The 15,257-nt window shown below is 71.4% G+C and carries 9 protein-coding genes, 1 tRNA gene and 1 pseudogene; 2 read left to right on the plus strand and 9 right to left on the minus strand.

The features are described from left to right. Positions 1-225 precede the first annotated feature (225 nt). Positions 226-299, minus strand: a tRNA-Pro gene (locus tag G401_RS0121975). Between the two features lie 286 nt (positions 300-585). Here G401_RS0121975 and G401_RS0121980 point away from each other — a divergent pair. Continuing rightward, positions 586-3,273: an AfsR/SARP family transcriptional regulator gene (locus G401_RS0121980; protein WP_027344192.1), complete on the plus strand. Its 2,688-nt coding sequence runs from the start codon at positions 586-588 to the stop codon at positions 3,271-3,273. A 2-nt stretch (positions 3,274-3,275) separates the two neighbouring features. Next, complete coding sequence (locus tag G401_RS0121985; protein ID WP_027344193.1) at positions 3,276-3,953, plus strand: class I SAM-dependent methyltransferase; 678 nt, start codon at positions 3,276-3,278, stop codon at positions 3,951-3,953. On the opposite strand, the gene G401_RS0121990 is transcribed toward G401_RS0121985, so the two are convergent. The 8 genes and pseudogenes from G401_RS0121990 to G401_RS0122020 all read right to left on the minus strand — a co-directional run bounded on the left by G401_RS0121990 (position 3,950) and on the right by G401_RS0122020 (position 15,227). After that, positions 3,950-5,224 carry an outer membrane protein assembly factor BamB family protein gene (locus tag G401_RS0121990; protein ID WP_027344194.1) on the minus strand — a complete coding sequence of 425 codons (1,275 nt, stop codon included), beginning with the start codon at positions 5,222-5,224 and terminating at the stop codon, positions 3,950-3,952. The genes G401_RS0121985 and G401_RS0121990 overlap by 4 nt on opposite strands. 73 nt (positions 5,225-5,297) lie before the next feature. Next, positions 5,298-5,495, minus strand: a pseudogene (locus tag G401_RS58630) (sigma factor); the annotation flags it as partial. A gap of 129 nt (positions 5,496-5,624) precedes the next feature. Next, on the minus strand, positions 5,625-8,246 hold the full coding sequence (locus G401_RS0121995; protein ID WP_169734233.1) for a S8 family serine peptidase: 2,622 nt from the start codon (positions 8,244-8,246) through the stop codon (positions 5,625-5,627). A 634-nt stretch (positions 8,247-8,880) separates the two neighbouring features. Further along, entirely contained in the window at positions 8,881-10,530 is a 1,650-nt protein-coding gene (locus G401_RS0122000) for a dipeptide ABC transporter ATP-binding protein (protein WP_027344196.1), read from the minus strand. Then, positions 10,527-12,194 (minus strand): ABC transporter substrate-binding protein, encoded by a 1,668-nt coding sequence (locus G401_RS0122005; RefSeq protein ID WP_027344197.1) that lies wholly within the window; start codon positions 12,192-12,194, stop codon positions 10,527-10,529. The genes G401_RS0122000 and G401_RS0122005 overlap by 4 nt, the downstream gene beginning before the upstream one ends. A 48-nt stretch (positions 12,195-12,242) precedes the next feature. After that, entirely contained in the window at positions 12,243-13,235 is a 993-nt protein-coding gene (locus tag G401_RS0122010) for an ABC transporter permease (protein ID WP_027344198.1), read from the minus strand. Further along, positions 13,232-14,149, minus strand: a complete 918-nt coding sequence (locus G401_RS0122015; protein ID WP_027344199.1) for an ABC transporter permease — start codon at positions 14,147-14,149, stop codon at positions 13,232-13,234. Before G401_RS0122015 ends, G401_RS0122010 begins: the two co-directional genes overlap by 4 nt. A gap of 304 nt (positions 14,150-14,453) precedes the next feature. Then, a complete protein-coding gene (locus G401_RS0122020; protein ID WP_027344200.1) occupies positions 14,454-15,227 on the minus strand; it encodes an SDR family NAD(P)-dependent oxidoreductase in 774 nt (257 codons plus the stop codon). Positions 15,228-15,257 lie beyond the last annotated feature (30 nt).

The raw sequence follows: 15,257 nt of genomic DNA on the forward strand, positions 1-15,257 counted from the left end.
CCGGGTCGATGACTTCACAGCTCAAGTCTGCCTCGATCATGCGAACACTCAATGCAACAGAGCCTCTGGGAAGGCCTTCGGAGACCTTCGCGACATTGAGTGTTGTCACTTCGCACCTTGCCTAGTCAAGGGGTCCACCAACGGTGTACTCGACTTCGGCCGGCGTTCCTGGTACACAAAAAGAGGGCCTCCGTGGTCCGTGACCAGCGGAAACCCTCCTTGCTGTCGGGCTGGCCGGATTTGAACCGACGACCCCTTGACCCCCAGTCAAGTGCGCTACCAAACTGCGCTACAGCCCGTTGCCGCCCGGATCTCTCCGCGCGGCAGCCGGTATAGCGTAGCGCACCCTGGCCGACCCGCGCGCACAGGCCCCTCCTGTCCGCTTCGGGCGTTTCACAGACTCCGGTTCGGGCGTTTCACAGACTCCGGTTCGGGCGTTTCATTGGGCACCGGCTCGGGCGTTTCACGGGCACCGGCTCAACCCGGCATGAATGATCGAACGCCGCACGGAGAGCGAACACGGCGGGACTGTCGGTTCTGCGCACATCGGGCGCATTCCCGACACCCGGCCGCTATCTTGGCCTCGTGGCCAGGGTGGAGGTACGCGTACTCGGGCCGGTCGGCGTGTTCGTCGACGGGACCGCGCTCGACCTCGGGCCGCGGAAGCGACGGTATCTTCTGGCGATCTTGGCGTTGGAGGCCGGCCGCGTCGTTCCTGTCGAACGGCTGGTGGATCTGATGTGGCCGTCGGCGCCGCCTCGGACGGCTGTGCACGGCGTACGCGTGTCCGCCTCGGATCTGCGCAGTGCGCTGCGGGAGGTCGCCGAGGTGGAGGCTGCCGGCGGCGGGTACGCCCTGCGTGCCGATCCGATGGTCGTCGACGCGCACCGGTTCCGGGCCTTGACCGCCGAGGCGGCCGGCCGGCCCGACCGGGAGCGGATCGCCGTCCTCGACCGGGCGCTGGCGCTGTGGCAGGGGCCGGCGTTGGCGGGTGTCGTGCCGGCCGAGGTACGCGACCAGTTGTGTCACGGTTGGGAGGAGGCTCGGCTGGCGGCGGCCGAGGATCGGGCCGATGCGCTGCTCCGGCTGGGTCATCATGCTGATCTGCTGCACGAGTTGCGGGTACGCGCGGCCGATCATCCGTTGCGGGAGCGCTCGATCGGGCAGCTGATGATCGCGTTGTACCGGTCGGGGCACGCGGCTGATGCGCTGGAGGTGTTTGCGCAGGCCCGGAAGCTGCTCGCGGAGGAGATCGGGCTGGATCCGGGGCCGGAGTTGTCCGCGCTGCAGGTACGCATCTTGCAACGCGACCCGGGCCTGGACCACGGGACACCGCTTCCGCGGCGGCGTACTCCGGTTCCCGCTCAGCTTCCCCCTGCGATCGCCGGCTTCGTCGGGCGCGCCGAGCATCTCGCGCGGCTGGATGATCTTCTCGACTCCCCTGTGCCGCTCCACCGCGACTCCCCCGCTGCTCCGCCGATCGTGGCGATCGGCGGCATGCCCGGCATCGGCAAGACCGCCCTGGCCGTTCATTGGGCCCACCACGCGAAGCACCGGTTCCCGGACGGGCAGCTCTTCGCCGACCTGCGGGGTTTCGACGCGGCCGGGCCGGTCGATCCGGCCGAGGTCGTGTGCGGTTTCCTCGACGCGCTCGGCGTCACCGAGTTGCCCGCGGCGGCCGGGGCGCAGGTCGCGTTGCTGCGCAGTCTGCTGGCCGGCCGGCGGGTCCTGATGGTGCTCGACAATGCCGCCTCCGCCGAGCAGGTGCGGCCGCTGCTGCCCGGGTCGGCCGGTAGCGCGGTCGTCGTCACCAGCCGGGCGCCGCTGACCAGTCTGGTCGCCGTCGAGTGCGCGGTCGCGGTGACGCTGGAGCTTCCGTCCTGGGAGGACAGTCGACGCCTTTTGGCGTACAGGATGGGTGCTCGGATCGACGCGGAGCCGGCGGCGGCCGATGCGCTGATCACGGCGTGCGCGCGGCTGCCTTTGGCGCTGGCGATCGTGGCGGCGCGGGCGGCGACCGAGCCGGGGACGAGCTTGCGCGACCTGGCGGGCGGGCTCGACGCGTTCGACGGCGGCGACGCGCGGGCGGATGTGCGCGCGGTGCTGTCGTGGTCCTACGCCGCGGTGAGCGAGGACGCGCGGCGCATGTTCCGGGTCTTCGGTGCGCATCCGGGTCCGTCGATGGGTTCGGCGACCGCGAGCGCCGCGTTGGGGCGGCCCGCCGGTCCGCTGCTGGCCGAGCTGGTCGCGGCGCGCCTGCTCACCGGTGGTCCGCGCTACCACGCGCACGATCTTGTCCGTGCCTACGCCACCGAGCTGGCCGCGCCCGAGCTCGCCGCGGTCCGCCGCCGGATCATCGATTACCTTCTCAGCCGGGCGTACGCGAATGCGCGCGGACTGGATGCCTTCCACGATCCGATCCCCGCGGTCGCCGGCGCGTCGGCGGCGCCGGACCCGCTGGCCTGGTTCACGGCCGAGTACGCCACCCTGCTCGCCCTGGTCGAGACGAGCCCGGACGAGGACGCGTGGCGGCTGGCGCTGGCGCTGACCGAGGTGTTCGAGCGGCTGTCGCGGTGGAGCGAGTGGGCGCGGGTGCACGGGCTGGCGCTGGCGGCGGCGCGGCGGCTGGGTGACCGGTGGGCGGAGGCGTACTGCCTGGTCGGCTGCGGGCGGGCGGCGATGTGGCGGCGTGACTTCGCGGCCGCGCGTACGCTGCTCGGCGAGGCGCTCGCCCTGTTCACCGAGCTGGGCGACGACGACGGGTGCGCGCGTACGCACCACCATCTCGGTTATCTGCACGAGCACGAGGGCGGGGATCTGCGCCCGGCGTATGAGCACAGTTCGGCCGCGTTGGAGCTGTTCCGGCGTACGGGCACCAATCCGGCCGGGCTCGCCCGCGCGCTCAACGCCGTCGGCTGGTACGCGAGCCTCCTCGGCCGGCCCGACGAGGCGGTCACGTGCTGCCGGGAGGCGTTGGAGCTGCTGCGGGCGCTGGGCGATCGGCGTACCGAGGCGTGGACGTGGGACAGTCTCGCGCATGCCTATCTCGGCCTGGGCGAGGTCGCCGCCGCCGTCGACAGTTTCGGCCGGGCGCTGACGATGATGGTGGAACTGTCCGACCGGTTCCACGAGGCCGACATCGCTGATCATCTGGGCGACGCGTACGCCCGGCTCGGTGAACCGGTGCGCGCCCACGCGGCGTGGGAGCGGGCCTGGCAGTGCTTCGACGAGCTGGGCCACGCCCGGGCGGACGAGGTACGCGCCAAACTGTAGGCATGACAGCCTTGCCGGAACCCGCGGATCTCGGTAGCCAGCTCGCGTACTGGGACGGCGTCGGCGCGACGAAGACCTTCACCCATCCGGTGGACCACGACTGGCTGGCCGGCGTACGCCGGGACGCCCGCGTCCTGGATTACGGCTGTGGGTACGGCCGGGTCATGGCCGAGCTCGCGGAGCGCGGCTTCACCGATGTGTCCGGTGTGGACCTGTCGCCCGCGCTGATCGAGCGGGGCCGCCGGTCGCGGCCCGATCTGGAGTTCGCGGTCCTGGAGTCGCCGCCGGGGCTGGAGCGCGCGCCGGCGAGCGTCGACCTCGTCCTGCTGTTCGCGGTGCTGACGTGCGTTCCGGACGACGCCGGGCAGCGGGCGCTGGTCGCCGAGCTGCGCCGGGTCCTGGCACCGGGCGGCCTGCTGTACGTCAGCGAGCCGGTCCGGCAGGACGACGAGCGCAACCGCAGCCGTTACGCCGCCCACGCCGAGCGCTTCGGTACGCCCTACGGGGTCTTCACGACCGACGACGGCGCGGTGTGCCGCCACCACGACCTCCCGTCGCTGCGCGGCCTCCTCTCGGATTTCGAGCCCGTGCGCGAGCGGACGATCGACGTCACCACGATGAACGGTCACCGGTCGCAGGCGGTCCAACTGCTCGTCCGCCTGCGACCGGAGGCCGCTTAGTACGCGTACAGGGTGGCGGTGTCGGTGGTGACGGCGATCAGGCGTCGCTGCCCGACCACCATCGCGTGCGGCTTCGACGGCAGGCCGCCCAGGCCGACCACCTTTCCGGTGGCCGGATCGAAGAGCCAGAGTTTCATCGCGCGCGTGGTGTCGTCCGGCTGCCCCTGGGTCTCGTCGAGGGCCAGGACGGCTCGGCCGTCGTCGACGCCGACCGTGGTGGTCGCGCCGACCTCCGCCGGCAGGATCGGCCGCAGGTCCCGGTCGAAGATCGGCCCGTTGTACAGATAGATGGTGTCGCCCACTGGCAGGACGAAGTCGAATGTGGCCATGTCCTGGACGACCGGGGTGGCACCGGCCCGCAGCAGGACCACCTTCAGCCCGGCCCGCAGGCAGATCGCATCACCCGCGCAGGGCAGCACGCTCGGCAGGAGAAGGTTGGCGGTGTGGAACCCCGGGGTGGGTGGCAGGATCGCGTACGCCACCGACGGGCCGTCCCCGCCGAGGTCGAAGGTGCTCAACCGCTCGGTGGACACGAGATAGAGCTTGCCGTGGTAGGCGAACGAATCGTCCGGGATCGCGGCGGGAGCCCCCGTCCACGAGTGCCCGGTCGGCCGCCCGTCGGCGAGGTTGTACTCACGAATGGTGCCGCCGGTTTCGGCCCGATAGAAGTGGCTCGCACCGTGCAGGTAGTCCAGGATGCCGTGGTCGGCGTCGATGCCGCCGCCGGACCGGTCGGCGATCTCGTAGATCAGCTTAGGGCCGGCCGGCAGCCCCCAGCGGACCTCGCCGGTGTTCCAGTCGAACCCGGTGAGCGCGTTGTCCGGGCCTACCGCCAGGTAGACGCCGTCGGTGACGTAGGCGTGGTCCCGCTGGCCGAGATCGTGTCGCCACCGCGTCGCACCGCTCGCCGGATCCAGGACTTCCACGTGTTCGGTCATCCCGCCGGACCCGGTGGTGATGAGATCGTTCAGGATGAGGTGCCCGTCCATCAGGTGCAGGTACGGATGGCCGAGCCGCCGGCCGTCGAGGGCATGTGTCCACAAGCGACGGCCGGTCGCCGCGTCGAGGGCTGTCACCGCCGCCACCTCGTGATCGATCGCCGCCACGAACGCGTAGCCGCCGGTGATCAGGCTCTGCACGAATCCCGTCGCCGGGATCGGTTCGCCGATGCCGTGCAGGTTCGTGTAGCTCGGCGTCGGCACGGGACGCGCCGGCTGTTCGGGCCGTTTCGCCCGGATGAGCGCCACCGCGATGCCGAGGACGAGGATCACCGCCAGGCCCGCGGCGGCCGCGATCCGGCTGGTCGAACCGGGTGCGGCCGCGGACGCGCAGGTGCCGCCACCAGTCCTGGACGAGCCGGTTGACCACCAGGCGCAGCCGGCCCTCGATGTTCTCGTAGCCGCCGACCTGCCCCCAGCGCTGCCACGCCCGCGCGTACGCCTCCTGCGTGACGTCCTGGGCCTGCGGCAGGTCGCCCGTCAGCCCGTACGCGTACCGCAGGGTCCGGTGGGAGGTGGCCTGGTAGAAGTCCTTGAAGTCCATGGGCCCCGTTCCGTTCTCGTCGTGTCATCTTTCAACACGGCCGGAGCGGGCGTTCCAGTGCGGCGAAGGGGGCCGGACTCCACCACAGCCCGGCCCCCCGTTCTCGCTGCCGTCCCCGGCGGAGGGGTCTCAGCAGACCAGGGCGACGGTGACGGCGACGGCGTCCTGGCGAGTGTTGCCGGCGTTGTCGGTCGCCTGGAACGTCAGCGTGTGCCCGAAGTTCCCGCAGCCGCCGCGCAGGTTCACCGTCGCCGTCGTGCCGGTGGCGATCGGCGTGCCGTTGTCGAGCCATCGCGTCGTCAACGGGAAGCCTTCCGGATCGGAGGCGGTCGCCGCGAGGGTGACGGTGGCGTACCAGCCGGATGCGTCCGATCCGGTGACCCAGATGGTGGCTCCGTTGGCGGGGCTGGTGATGTGGACGACCGGCGGCTGGTTGACGGGGTTGGTGACCAGCGCGATCGCGACCGTGGCGGTGGCGCACTGGTTGATGTTGTCGCAGCCCTTCAGCGTGACGAAGTGCGTGCCCACGCCGCCGCCGGTGACGACGGTGGGGTTGTGGCCGGTGGCGAACGGCGTGGTCGCCCCGTCCAGGAACCACTTCATGGCCGCGTCGGGCAGCGGGCCGAGGTCGTCGGTGCTGATGGCGTGGAACGGGATCGGTTCGGAGACGCCGAACGACGGCGACGCCGAGGTCGGGTTGGTGATCGTCACCGTCGGCGGCGAGTTCACCACGTTCACCGTGACCGCGTCGGTCGCCGTGACGCCGTTGAAGTAGACGGCCGTCGCGGTGATGGTCTGCGTACCGACGGGCGGGATCGCGCTGATCGGGTTGCCGACGCCGAGCACGGTCGCGCCGGCCCGCCAGGTGACGGTCGGCGTACCGTTGCCGTCGTCGAAGGTGGTGGCCTGGAACGACGAGGGCGTGAGCGCCGACAGGGTCCAGCCGTTCAGCGGATTCGTGATCTTGATCGAGGCGGGCAGCGCGTCCGTCACCGAGCCCAGTGCGTTGATCACCTTCGTCCCCACGTCCCCGTCCGGACTCGTACGCATGTTGCGGAACAGCACGTTCTCCACGGAGTCCGCCGACAGGCTGGGATGCGCGGCCCAGATGAGGGCGGCCACGCCCATCGCGTACGGGGTGGAGAAACTCGTCCCGGAGACGGCCCAGGTCTTGTTGGGCGTGGAGTGCTGCGGGTCGGCGCCGACGAGGACGGTGAACGGCGCGAAGATGTCGACGTCCTCGTGCCCGAAGTTCGAGTCGTGGTTGCGGTTGAGGGAGTTCTGCGCCAGCCCGCCGACGCAGATGACGTACGGCAGCTCGCACGGCGCGTACAGGTAGGTCTCCCAGCAGCCGAGGAAGCAGGTCTCGCCGTCGACGTCGTGGCCGTCGTTGCCGGCCGCGGCGAACATGAGGATGTCGTCGGTGGCGGCCCCGATCAGGGCGGTCTCCCCGATCAGCGGCAGCATCGTCCAGGCCAGCGACCAGTGCGTCCGGTCGCCGAAACTCATGTTGATCAGCCCCTTGTACGCGGCGGCCGCGTCCAGCGCCGCCATCACGAGGAACTCGTCCATCCCGGTGTAGATCAGGTTCAACGTCCCGGCGACCGGCCCGCCCGTCCCGGCGGTGCCGACGTAGTTCCCCGGTACGGCGGCCGCGGTGTCGGCGACCTGCGTACCGTGCCAGGGCGCAACGGAATCGCCGGGATCGCCGGCGCCGGCGAACGGCACCATGCTGGACATCACCGTGCCGGGCGGCAGGTCGGCGTTGACCGTCGGGGAGAACCCCTGGTCCAGGACGGTCATGTGCACCTTGTTGTTCAGCGCGCCGATCGAGTCCATGATCGTCCACGCCTCGGTGACCCCGATGTCCTGCACGCTCCCCTTGTCCAGATAGGACCATTTGTAGGGGTCGTTGCTGTACGGGTCGGCGGGATTGTCGGTGAAGCCGAGCGGTCCGGTGCCGGCCTCGCCCAGGCTGCGCGTCGCGTACGACGAAGGGGTGTGCACCCAGTTGACGCCGACCGTGAGCGGATTGCCGGGAGTGAGCGCCTCCTGGGCCGCGAGGGCCAGCAGCCGCAGCGCGGCGTCGCTGGAGACGGCGAGCGAGTCGGCCTTGGCGTGGCCGTCGTTCAGCTTGGCCAGGCTGTCCGGGAGGGTGCCCGGATCGGCGAGGTCGGTACGCACCCGCACCACGTACTGCGGCACGCCGTTCTTGACGTGCGGCTGGTACGACGACAGGATCGTGCCCTTCCACCGGGCGGCGAACGCCTTGATCTGCGTGTCGTCCTTGCTGCTGACCAGCACCTCGTCCGCGACGAACATGCTGCTCACCCCGGCCGCGTCGACCAGCCCGGCGACCGGCCGCGGCACCTTCGGATCCCAGCCCGGCAGCGTCGTCCTCCCCTTCGGCGCGGCGGCCGGGTCGACGTAGACGGTGATCGGCCCCTTGCACCCGTCGGTCGCCGGCATCGCGTTCAGCGTCTGCCCGCGCAGCCCCTGGCCGCGCCGCGCGAACCCCGCGTCGACGGCCTTGGCCGCGAAGGTCGCCAGCGCCGCCGCGGAATCGCACCCGTCGGTCGCCGCGGCCTTGTCCAGCAGCGGCGCCAGGCCGGCGTCCGCGGTACCGGCCAGGTCCGCGCGCAGCCGCGCGATCGCGGCGGCCACCGGGGAGGTGGCGGCGTGCGCGCTGACCGGCGCCACGACCGCCGTCAAGATCAAGATCAATGCGGCCGTACGCCGAAAGCTCCTCATGGGACGCATGCTCCCCGAGAGGGTTCACAGCTTTGTCACAGCCGGAAGAGTCGGTGAGGTGCGGTAGCGCCGATGGTTCTTCAGGGCCGATCGGCGGGTGGCCGGACCAAAGTCAAGATCATATTGGCCCGTGTTCGTCGATCTCACTTCCGCTCCTCCCGCGGGAGACCGTTCCGCCCCTATCGCTGCGCTCCGGGGACTGCACTGCCAGGTGGGTGGGGCGAAGCATCGTTCACTGCGGCCCGGTCGCCGCTTCACCCCCACACCCGCCCGCCTTGCGCCGCGAGTCTCCTACCGGGTCGGTTCGACGATCGCCACGCCGGCCTCGATCATGTCGCAGATATATGTCGAAGTAGATCACCAAGCCTTGATCATGTAGCTCATATATGTTGCAGCGACCGGATTTCGACAGATACGAGTGACATGATCAAGGCCGTTACGAGACGGGACCACCCGGGTTGAGATGTAACGGCGACCGGGCGACGGCGGACGATGCCTCGCCCCAGCGACCTGGCAGTGGAGGCCTCGGAGCGCAGCGGAGAGGCCGGAGCGGTCTCCCGCGCGAGGAGCGGAGGCGAGATCGACGAACCCGGGACATAAGTGTGATCTTGATCTTGAAGGGATGATGAGTCGATCACGGGATCGCTGTCAGAGCCGCCCTTGCTTCGCGTCGTCGGCGCTGTTCGGCCGGGTCGGCGACCGGCGCGGCCGCCAGCAGCCGGCGCGTGTACGCCTCCCGCGGCGAGCCCAGCACCGCGTCGGCCGGCCCTTCCTCGACCAGCCGTCCTTCGTGGAGGACCGCGATGCGGTCGGCCAGCTGTTCGATGACCGCCAGGTCGTGGCTGACGAACAGGCAGGCGAAGCCCAGGTCGCGTTGCAGCCCGGCCAGCAGTTCGAGGATGCGGGCCTGCACCGAGACGTCGAGGGCGCTGGTCGGCTCGTCGGCGATCAGCAGCGCCGGATCGAGGGCGATCGCGCGGGCGATCGCGACCCGCTGCCGCTGGCCGCCCGACAGCTCGTGCGGGTAGCGCTCGTGCAGCGACGGCGACAGCTGGACGGCGTCGAGCAGATCGTCCACTCTGGAGTCGAGTGCGGCGCCGCGCAGGTGGCTGTGCAGCAGCAGCGGCTCGGCGACGCAGCCGGCGATGGAGCGCCGCGGGTTCAGCGACGACGCCGGGTCCTGGAAGACGATGCCCAGCCGGGCGCGGACCGCCCGCAACCGGCGCGCGTGTCCGCGGGCGGCGGCGACGTCGGTGCCGGCCACCTCCAGCGCGCCGCCGGTGACCGGGACGAGCCCGGCGATCGCCCGGCCGAGCGTGCTCTTGCCCGAGCCGGACTCGCCGACCAGGCCGACGATCTCGCCCGCGCGCAGGTCGAGGCTCACTCCGTCGACCGCGCGTACCCGCCGGCCCTGCCGTCCGCGGTAGTCGATGGTGACGTGGTCGAGGCGTACCAGGGGCGGGCCGGCCGCCGGTACGGCTCGCGGGGACGAGGTGCGGCCGGGGACCGACGACAGCAGCAGGCGCGTGTAGTCCTCGCCCGGCCGGGCGAACAGCTGCTCGGCGGGGGCCTGCTCGACGACCCGGCCGTCGCGCAGCACCACCACGTCGTCGGCCAGGTCCGCGACCACCCCCATGTCGTGGGTGATCAGCAGGATCGCGGTGCCGAGCTTCGCGCGCAGCTCGCGCAGCAGGTCCAGGATCCCGGCCTGCACGGTGACGTCCAGCGCCGTCGTGGGCTCGTCCGCGATCAGGACCTCGGGGTCGCAGCTCACCGCCATGGCGATCACGGCCCGCTGCAGCTGGCCGCCGGACAGTTCATGCGGGTACGCCCGGGCGATGCGCTCGGGATCGGGCAGTCCCACCAGTTCGAGCAGATCGCGTACGCGCCGCCGCAACGCGTCCCGGCCGGCCGGGCGGTGGGCCGCGACGGCCTCGGCGATCTGGTCGCCGACGGTGAACATCGGGTTGAGGGCGCTCATCGGCTCCTGGAACACGGTGCCGATGCGGCCGCCGCGGACCGTACGCAGCAGCCGCCGGTCGGCCCCGACCAGTTCCTGATCGCCCAGGCGGATGCTGCCGGCGACGGTCGCGGTCGCCGGCAGCAGACCGAGCGCGGCCAGGGCGGTGGCGCTCTTGCCCGAGCCGGACTCGCCGACCAGGGCCAGGACGCGCCCGCGGCGCAACCCGAAGGTCACGCCGCGGACCGCTTCGACCGCACGGCCGTCGACGTCGAACGAGATCCGCAGATCCGTGACGGTGAGCAGGTCGTCGTCGCCCGTCAACGCAGCGACACCTGCAGGTAGTTGGGGTAGGCCGGGAACGCCGCGACGAAGAAGTCCGTGACGCCCGACCCGTGCAGGAACGAGTTGCGGGTGTAGATGAGCGGCACGATCGGGGCGTCGGTGAGGATGCGCTGGTCGATCTGCTGCCACTGCTTCTGCGCGGCGGTCGCGTCGATCTCGGCCCGCGCCTGCTCGATCTGGGCGTCGACGTCGGCGTTGGAGTACCGCGACAGGTTGAACCCGCCGCCGCCGATCTCGCTGGAGGCGAACAGCGGCTGGATGTTGGCGTTCGCGCTCGGGTAGTCCGGCTGCCAGCTGGTCAGGGTCAGGTCGTAGTCGCCCTTGTCGTTGGTGACGAAGTCGAACCACGAGTCCGAGTCCAGGGGCTTCAGCGTGACCTCGATACCCGCCCGGGCCAGGCCCTGCTGGATCGCCTGCGCCTTGGCCAGGCTCTGCGGATCGTTCTCGACCGCGAAGCTGAGCTTCAGACCGGTGGCGTGGCCGGCGTCGGCGAGCAGCGTCTTGGCCTTGGCGACGTCACCCGAAGGGTCCGGCGTCGGGTAGAGGTCGTACTGCGCCCGCCCCGCGATACCCGGCGTGATCAGGGTGGAGGCGTAGTCGCCGCCGAGCGTACCGCCCGCGGCCACGAGGAACGCCTTCTTGTCGACGGCGTAGTTGATCGCCTGGCGGACCTTCACGTCGGTCAGGCCCGGCCGGGTCGTGTTGATCGCCAGGTACGCCAGCGCCCCCGGGTCGGAGGTCACCAGCCGCTGCTTGGCCGACGCGTTGGCCTGGATCTGGGCGAGCTGCGCGGGCGGCACGAAGCTCGCCCCGAACGCGTCGCGGTCGTCGCCGGAGTCGGCGATCAGGCGCTGCGCCACGACCGTGCTCTCCTGGCCGAGCTGGAAGGTGATGTTGTCGGGGCCGCCGGTGCGTACCGGGTCGGTGGCGGCGTCCCAGTTGGTGTTGCGCTTGAGCTTCAGCGCGGTGCCCTGCTGGTAGGACTCCACCTGGTAGGGGCCGGACGCGACCGGGTTCTGGCCGTACTTGGCCACGTCGTCCTTGGCCTTCGGGACCGGGGTGAAGGCCGGCATCGACACGATCCACGGCCAGTCGCCGAACGGCTTGCTCAGCTTGAACACGATGGTCTGCGCGTCGGGGACCTCGATCGAGTCCAGCGTCTTGCCCTGGTACGGGCCCTTGTAGTCGGCGCCGCCGACCAGCAGCGTCTTGTGGTAGCCCAGGCCGCCGGACAGCTCCGGGGCGAACGAGCGCTCCACGCCGTACTTGACGTCCTCGGCGGTGATCGGCGTGCCGTCGGCGTACTTCAGGTTGGGCTTGAGCTTGTAGGTCCAGGTCTTGCCGCCGTCGCTGGGCGTGCCGGCGTCCTGCGCCAGGTCGCCGACGACCTTGCCCTCCTGGCCGGGCTTGATGTCCCAGGTGGTCAGGCGGCGGAAGATCAGGCCGAGGGTGGTGATCGCCAGGTTCTGGCTCTTGGCCGGGTCGAGGTTGACCGAGCTGGAGGAGGTGAGGATCGTCAGCGTGCCGCCCTTGCGGGCCGTGCCGCTGGAGGCCGAACCGGTGGGCGTGGCGTTGGCGTTGCAAGCGGTGAGGGCGAGGGCCGCCGTCACCGCCAGCACGGCGGTGACCGATCTGCGTCGCATGGTGTGTGCCTTTCGTGGGTGGTGGCGGTGCTGCCTGGAGGGAGCGGTCTAGAGGGAGATGCGGGGGTCGAGGACGCCGTAGAGCAGGTCCACGGCGAAGTTCGCGAGGACGATGAGGAACGCGGCGAAGAGCGTGACGCCGACGAGCAGCGGCAGGTCGACGTTGCCGACCGCGTCCATGAGCAGGGCGCCCAGGCCCTGCATGCTGAACACCCGCTCGGTGATGACGGCCCCGCCGAGCAGGCCGCCGAGGTCCATGCCGAAGACGGTCACCACCGGCACGAGGACGTTGCGCAGGGCGTGGCGGCCGATGACCCGCCGCTCGCCGAGGCCCTTGGCGCGGGCGGTGCGGATGTAGTCCTCGCCGAGGATCTCCAGCATCTGCCCGCGGGTGAGCCGGGCGTACAGGGCCGCGGACAGGAACGCCAGGACGCACCAGGGCAGGATCAGGTGCCACGCCCACTGCACCGGGTTCTCGGCCAGCGGCACGTACCCGCCGACCGGGACCATGTCGAGGGTGAAGCCGAACAGGAGGATCCCGAGCAGCCCCACCAGGTACGCCGGTGCCGAGACGCCCGCGATCGAGGCCGTCATCACCGTGCGGTCCAGGAGGCTGCCGCGGCGTACCGCGGAGACGGTTCCGGCGGAGACGCCGAGGACCAGCCACAGCACGGCGGCGCCGGCGGCGAGGGAGAACGTGACGCCGATGTGGCTCGCGATGAGCGTGCTGACCGGCGCGTCGAGCCGGAACGAGTAGCCGAAGCAGGGCGCCGCGCAGCGCACCACGGCCGAGCCCGAGCCGAACGACCGCCCGGCGAAGATCCCGCCGAGGAAGTCCAGGTACTGCCGCCACCAGGGGGCGTCGTAGCCCATGAACGCGCGGGCGTCGGCCAGCCGCTGCGGCGTGCAGGGCTTGCCGCACGACAGCTGCGCCGGGTCGGCCGGCAGCAGGTAGAACACGGCGTAGGTGAGGATGCTGACGATGAGCAGCACCAGGATCATGCCGGCCAGCCGGCCGGCGGCGAAGCGTAGGAGCCTCATCGGGCCACTCCCGCGGTCCGGGGGTCGAGGGCGTCGCGCAGCCCGTCGCCCAGCAGGTTGAACGCCAGCGTGGTCAGGAACAGCGCCGCGCCGGGGAAGACGAGGAACATCGGGTCGGTCTGGACCCAGGCGATCGCGTCGCCGATCGAGCGCCCCCAGGCCGGTGTCGGCGGCGGTACGCCGACGCCGAGGAACGACAGGGCGGCCTCGGCGCCGATCATGCCGGGGATGAGCATCGTGGCGTAGACGATGATCGTCGCGCCGAGGTTGGGCAGGATCTGGCGGACGAGCACGTGCAGCGGCCCCGCTCCCAGCGACACCGAGGCGACGACGAACGTGCGCCCGCGCAGCGCCAGGGTCTGGCCGCGGACCACGCGGGCGATGCCCGGCCAGCCGAACAAGCCGATCACGCCGACGACGAGCGCCGGTTTCGGCAGCGCCGCCGGCGCGATCGCGCCGAGCGCGATCATGAGAATGAGCGTGGGGAACCCGAACAGCACGTCGATGGCCCGCCCCGTGATGCGGTCGTACCATCCGCCGAAGAACCCGGCCGTCATCCCGACCAGTACGCCGAGCAGCACCGACAGCGCCGTGGCGGCGACGCCGACGAGGATGGACGTCCGCGCCCCGTGCACCACGATCGCGAACAGGTCGCGGCCGGTGAGCGGCTCGACGCCGAACCAGTGCCGGGCGCTGATGCCGCCGCCGAACCCGCGCGGCACGCCCGAGTCGTCCAGGGCGTCGAGATGGTAGGTGTAGGGATCCTGCCCTTCGACGGCCGACAGCAGTGGTGCGGCGGCGGCGATGACGAGCAGCCCGACGACGACGGCCGCGCCGGTGACGGCCCACCGGTCGCCGGCGATCCGCCGCCAGCGTGCTCTGCGTCCGGCAGGAAGGGAGGCGGCGGCGGTCATCGGGGGTCCTTAGGTTCGGCGGGTCCGGGGGTGGCGGGCGGGAAGGCGGCGACACATACACAATGGACACAGTTGTGAACGCATTGTTTCGCCGCCTTCCCTTGTCGCCGTTGCCCCGGGATCGTCCGGCAGCCCGCAGATCCTACGAAGATCATCAGGCGCATGCCTAGGAAAACGGGGCCCAAGGAGACCTATAACACACATCAGGTTACTAGGGAATATCATCGATCATCGACAATGGCGTACGCTGCGCCGTCGACATTGGATAGACGAGTCGCCCGGTGCCGTCACCGGCCGCCGGAGCTCAGCGGTCGTCGGCGGCCCCGCCGGTCGCGACGGCCGGCGGGTCGAGCAGGCCGGTGCCGGCGTGCAGGCCGCCGTCGACCGGCAGCACGGTTCCGGTGATGAACGAGGCCGCCGGGGACGCCAGAAACCAGACCGCCTCGGCCTGCTCCGCCGCGGTCGCCCACCGGCCCAGCGGGATCCGGCGCAGCAGCTGCGGCCCGGGATCGCCACCCGTCAGCCGGGTACGCGTCAGGCCGGGCGCGATCGCGTTGATCCGGATGTTCTCGTGCGCGTAGTCCAGTGCCGCGGCGCGTACCAGATTGACGGCGGCCGCCTTGGTCGCGTTGTACGCCCAGGTGCCGGCATCGGCCCGCAGTCCGGCGACCGAGGCGGTGACCACGACCGCCCCACCGCCGGCCGCTCGCAGCGCCGGGACGGCCGCACGCAGTCCCAGCGCGACGCCGCGTACGTTGACCCGCCACATCTCGTCGAACCGGTCGATCGCGTCGTCGGCCTCCAGCGGCCGGGTGCCGCCGATGCCCGCGTTCAGCACGGCCGCGTCCAGCCGGCCGAAGCGCTCGACGGCCGCCGCGACCATCGCCGTCGCGGTGGCCGGTTCGCCGGTGTCCCCGGCCAGCGTCACGATCCCGGCCCGCCCGGCGAGGGCGTCGAGCCCGGCCCGGTCGACGTCGACCGCGACGACCCGGTGGCCCCGCGCGGCAAACAGGTCCACGCAGGCCCGGCCGATCCCGGCCGCGGCGCCGGTGACGACCACGACCGGCCCGCCGGTCACGCGGCGACCCCGTCACACCGTTGGTACGCA

Origin of the sequence: Hamadaea tsunoensis DSM 44101, assembly GCF_000428945.1 — a bacterium.
In the GTDB taxonomy this organism is placed as follows: domain Bacteria; phylum Actinomycetota; class Actinomycetes; order Mycobacteriales; family Micromonosporaceae; genus Hamadaea; species Hamadaea tsunoensis.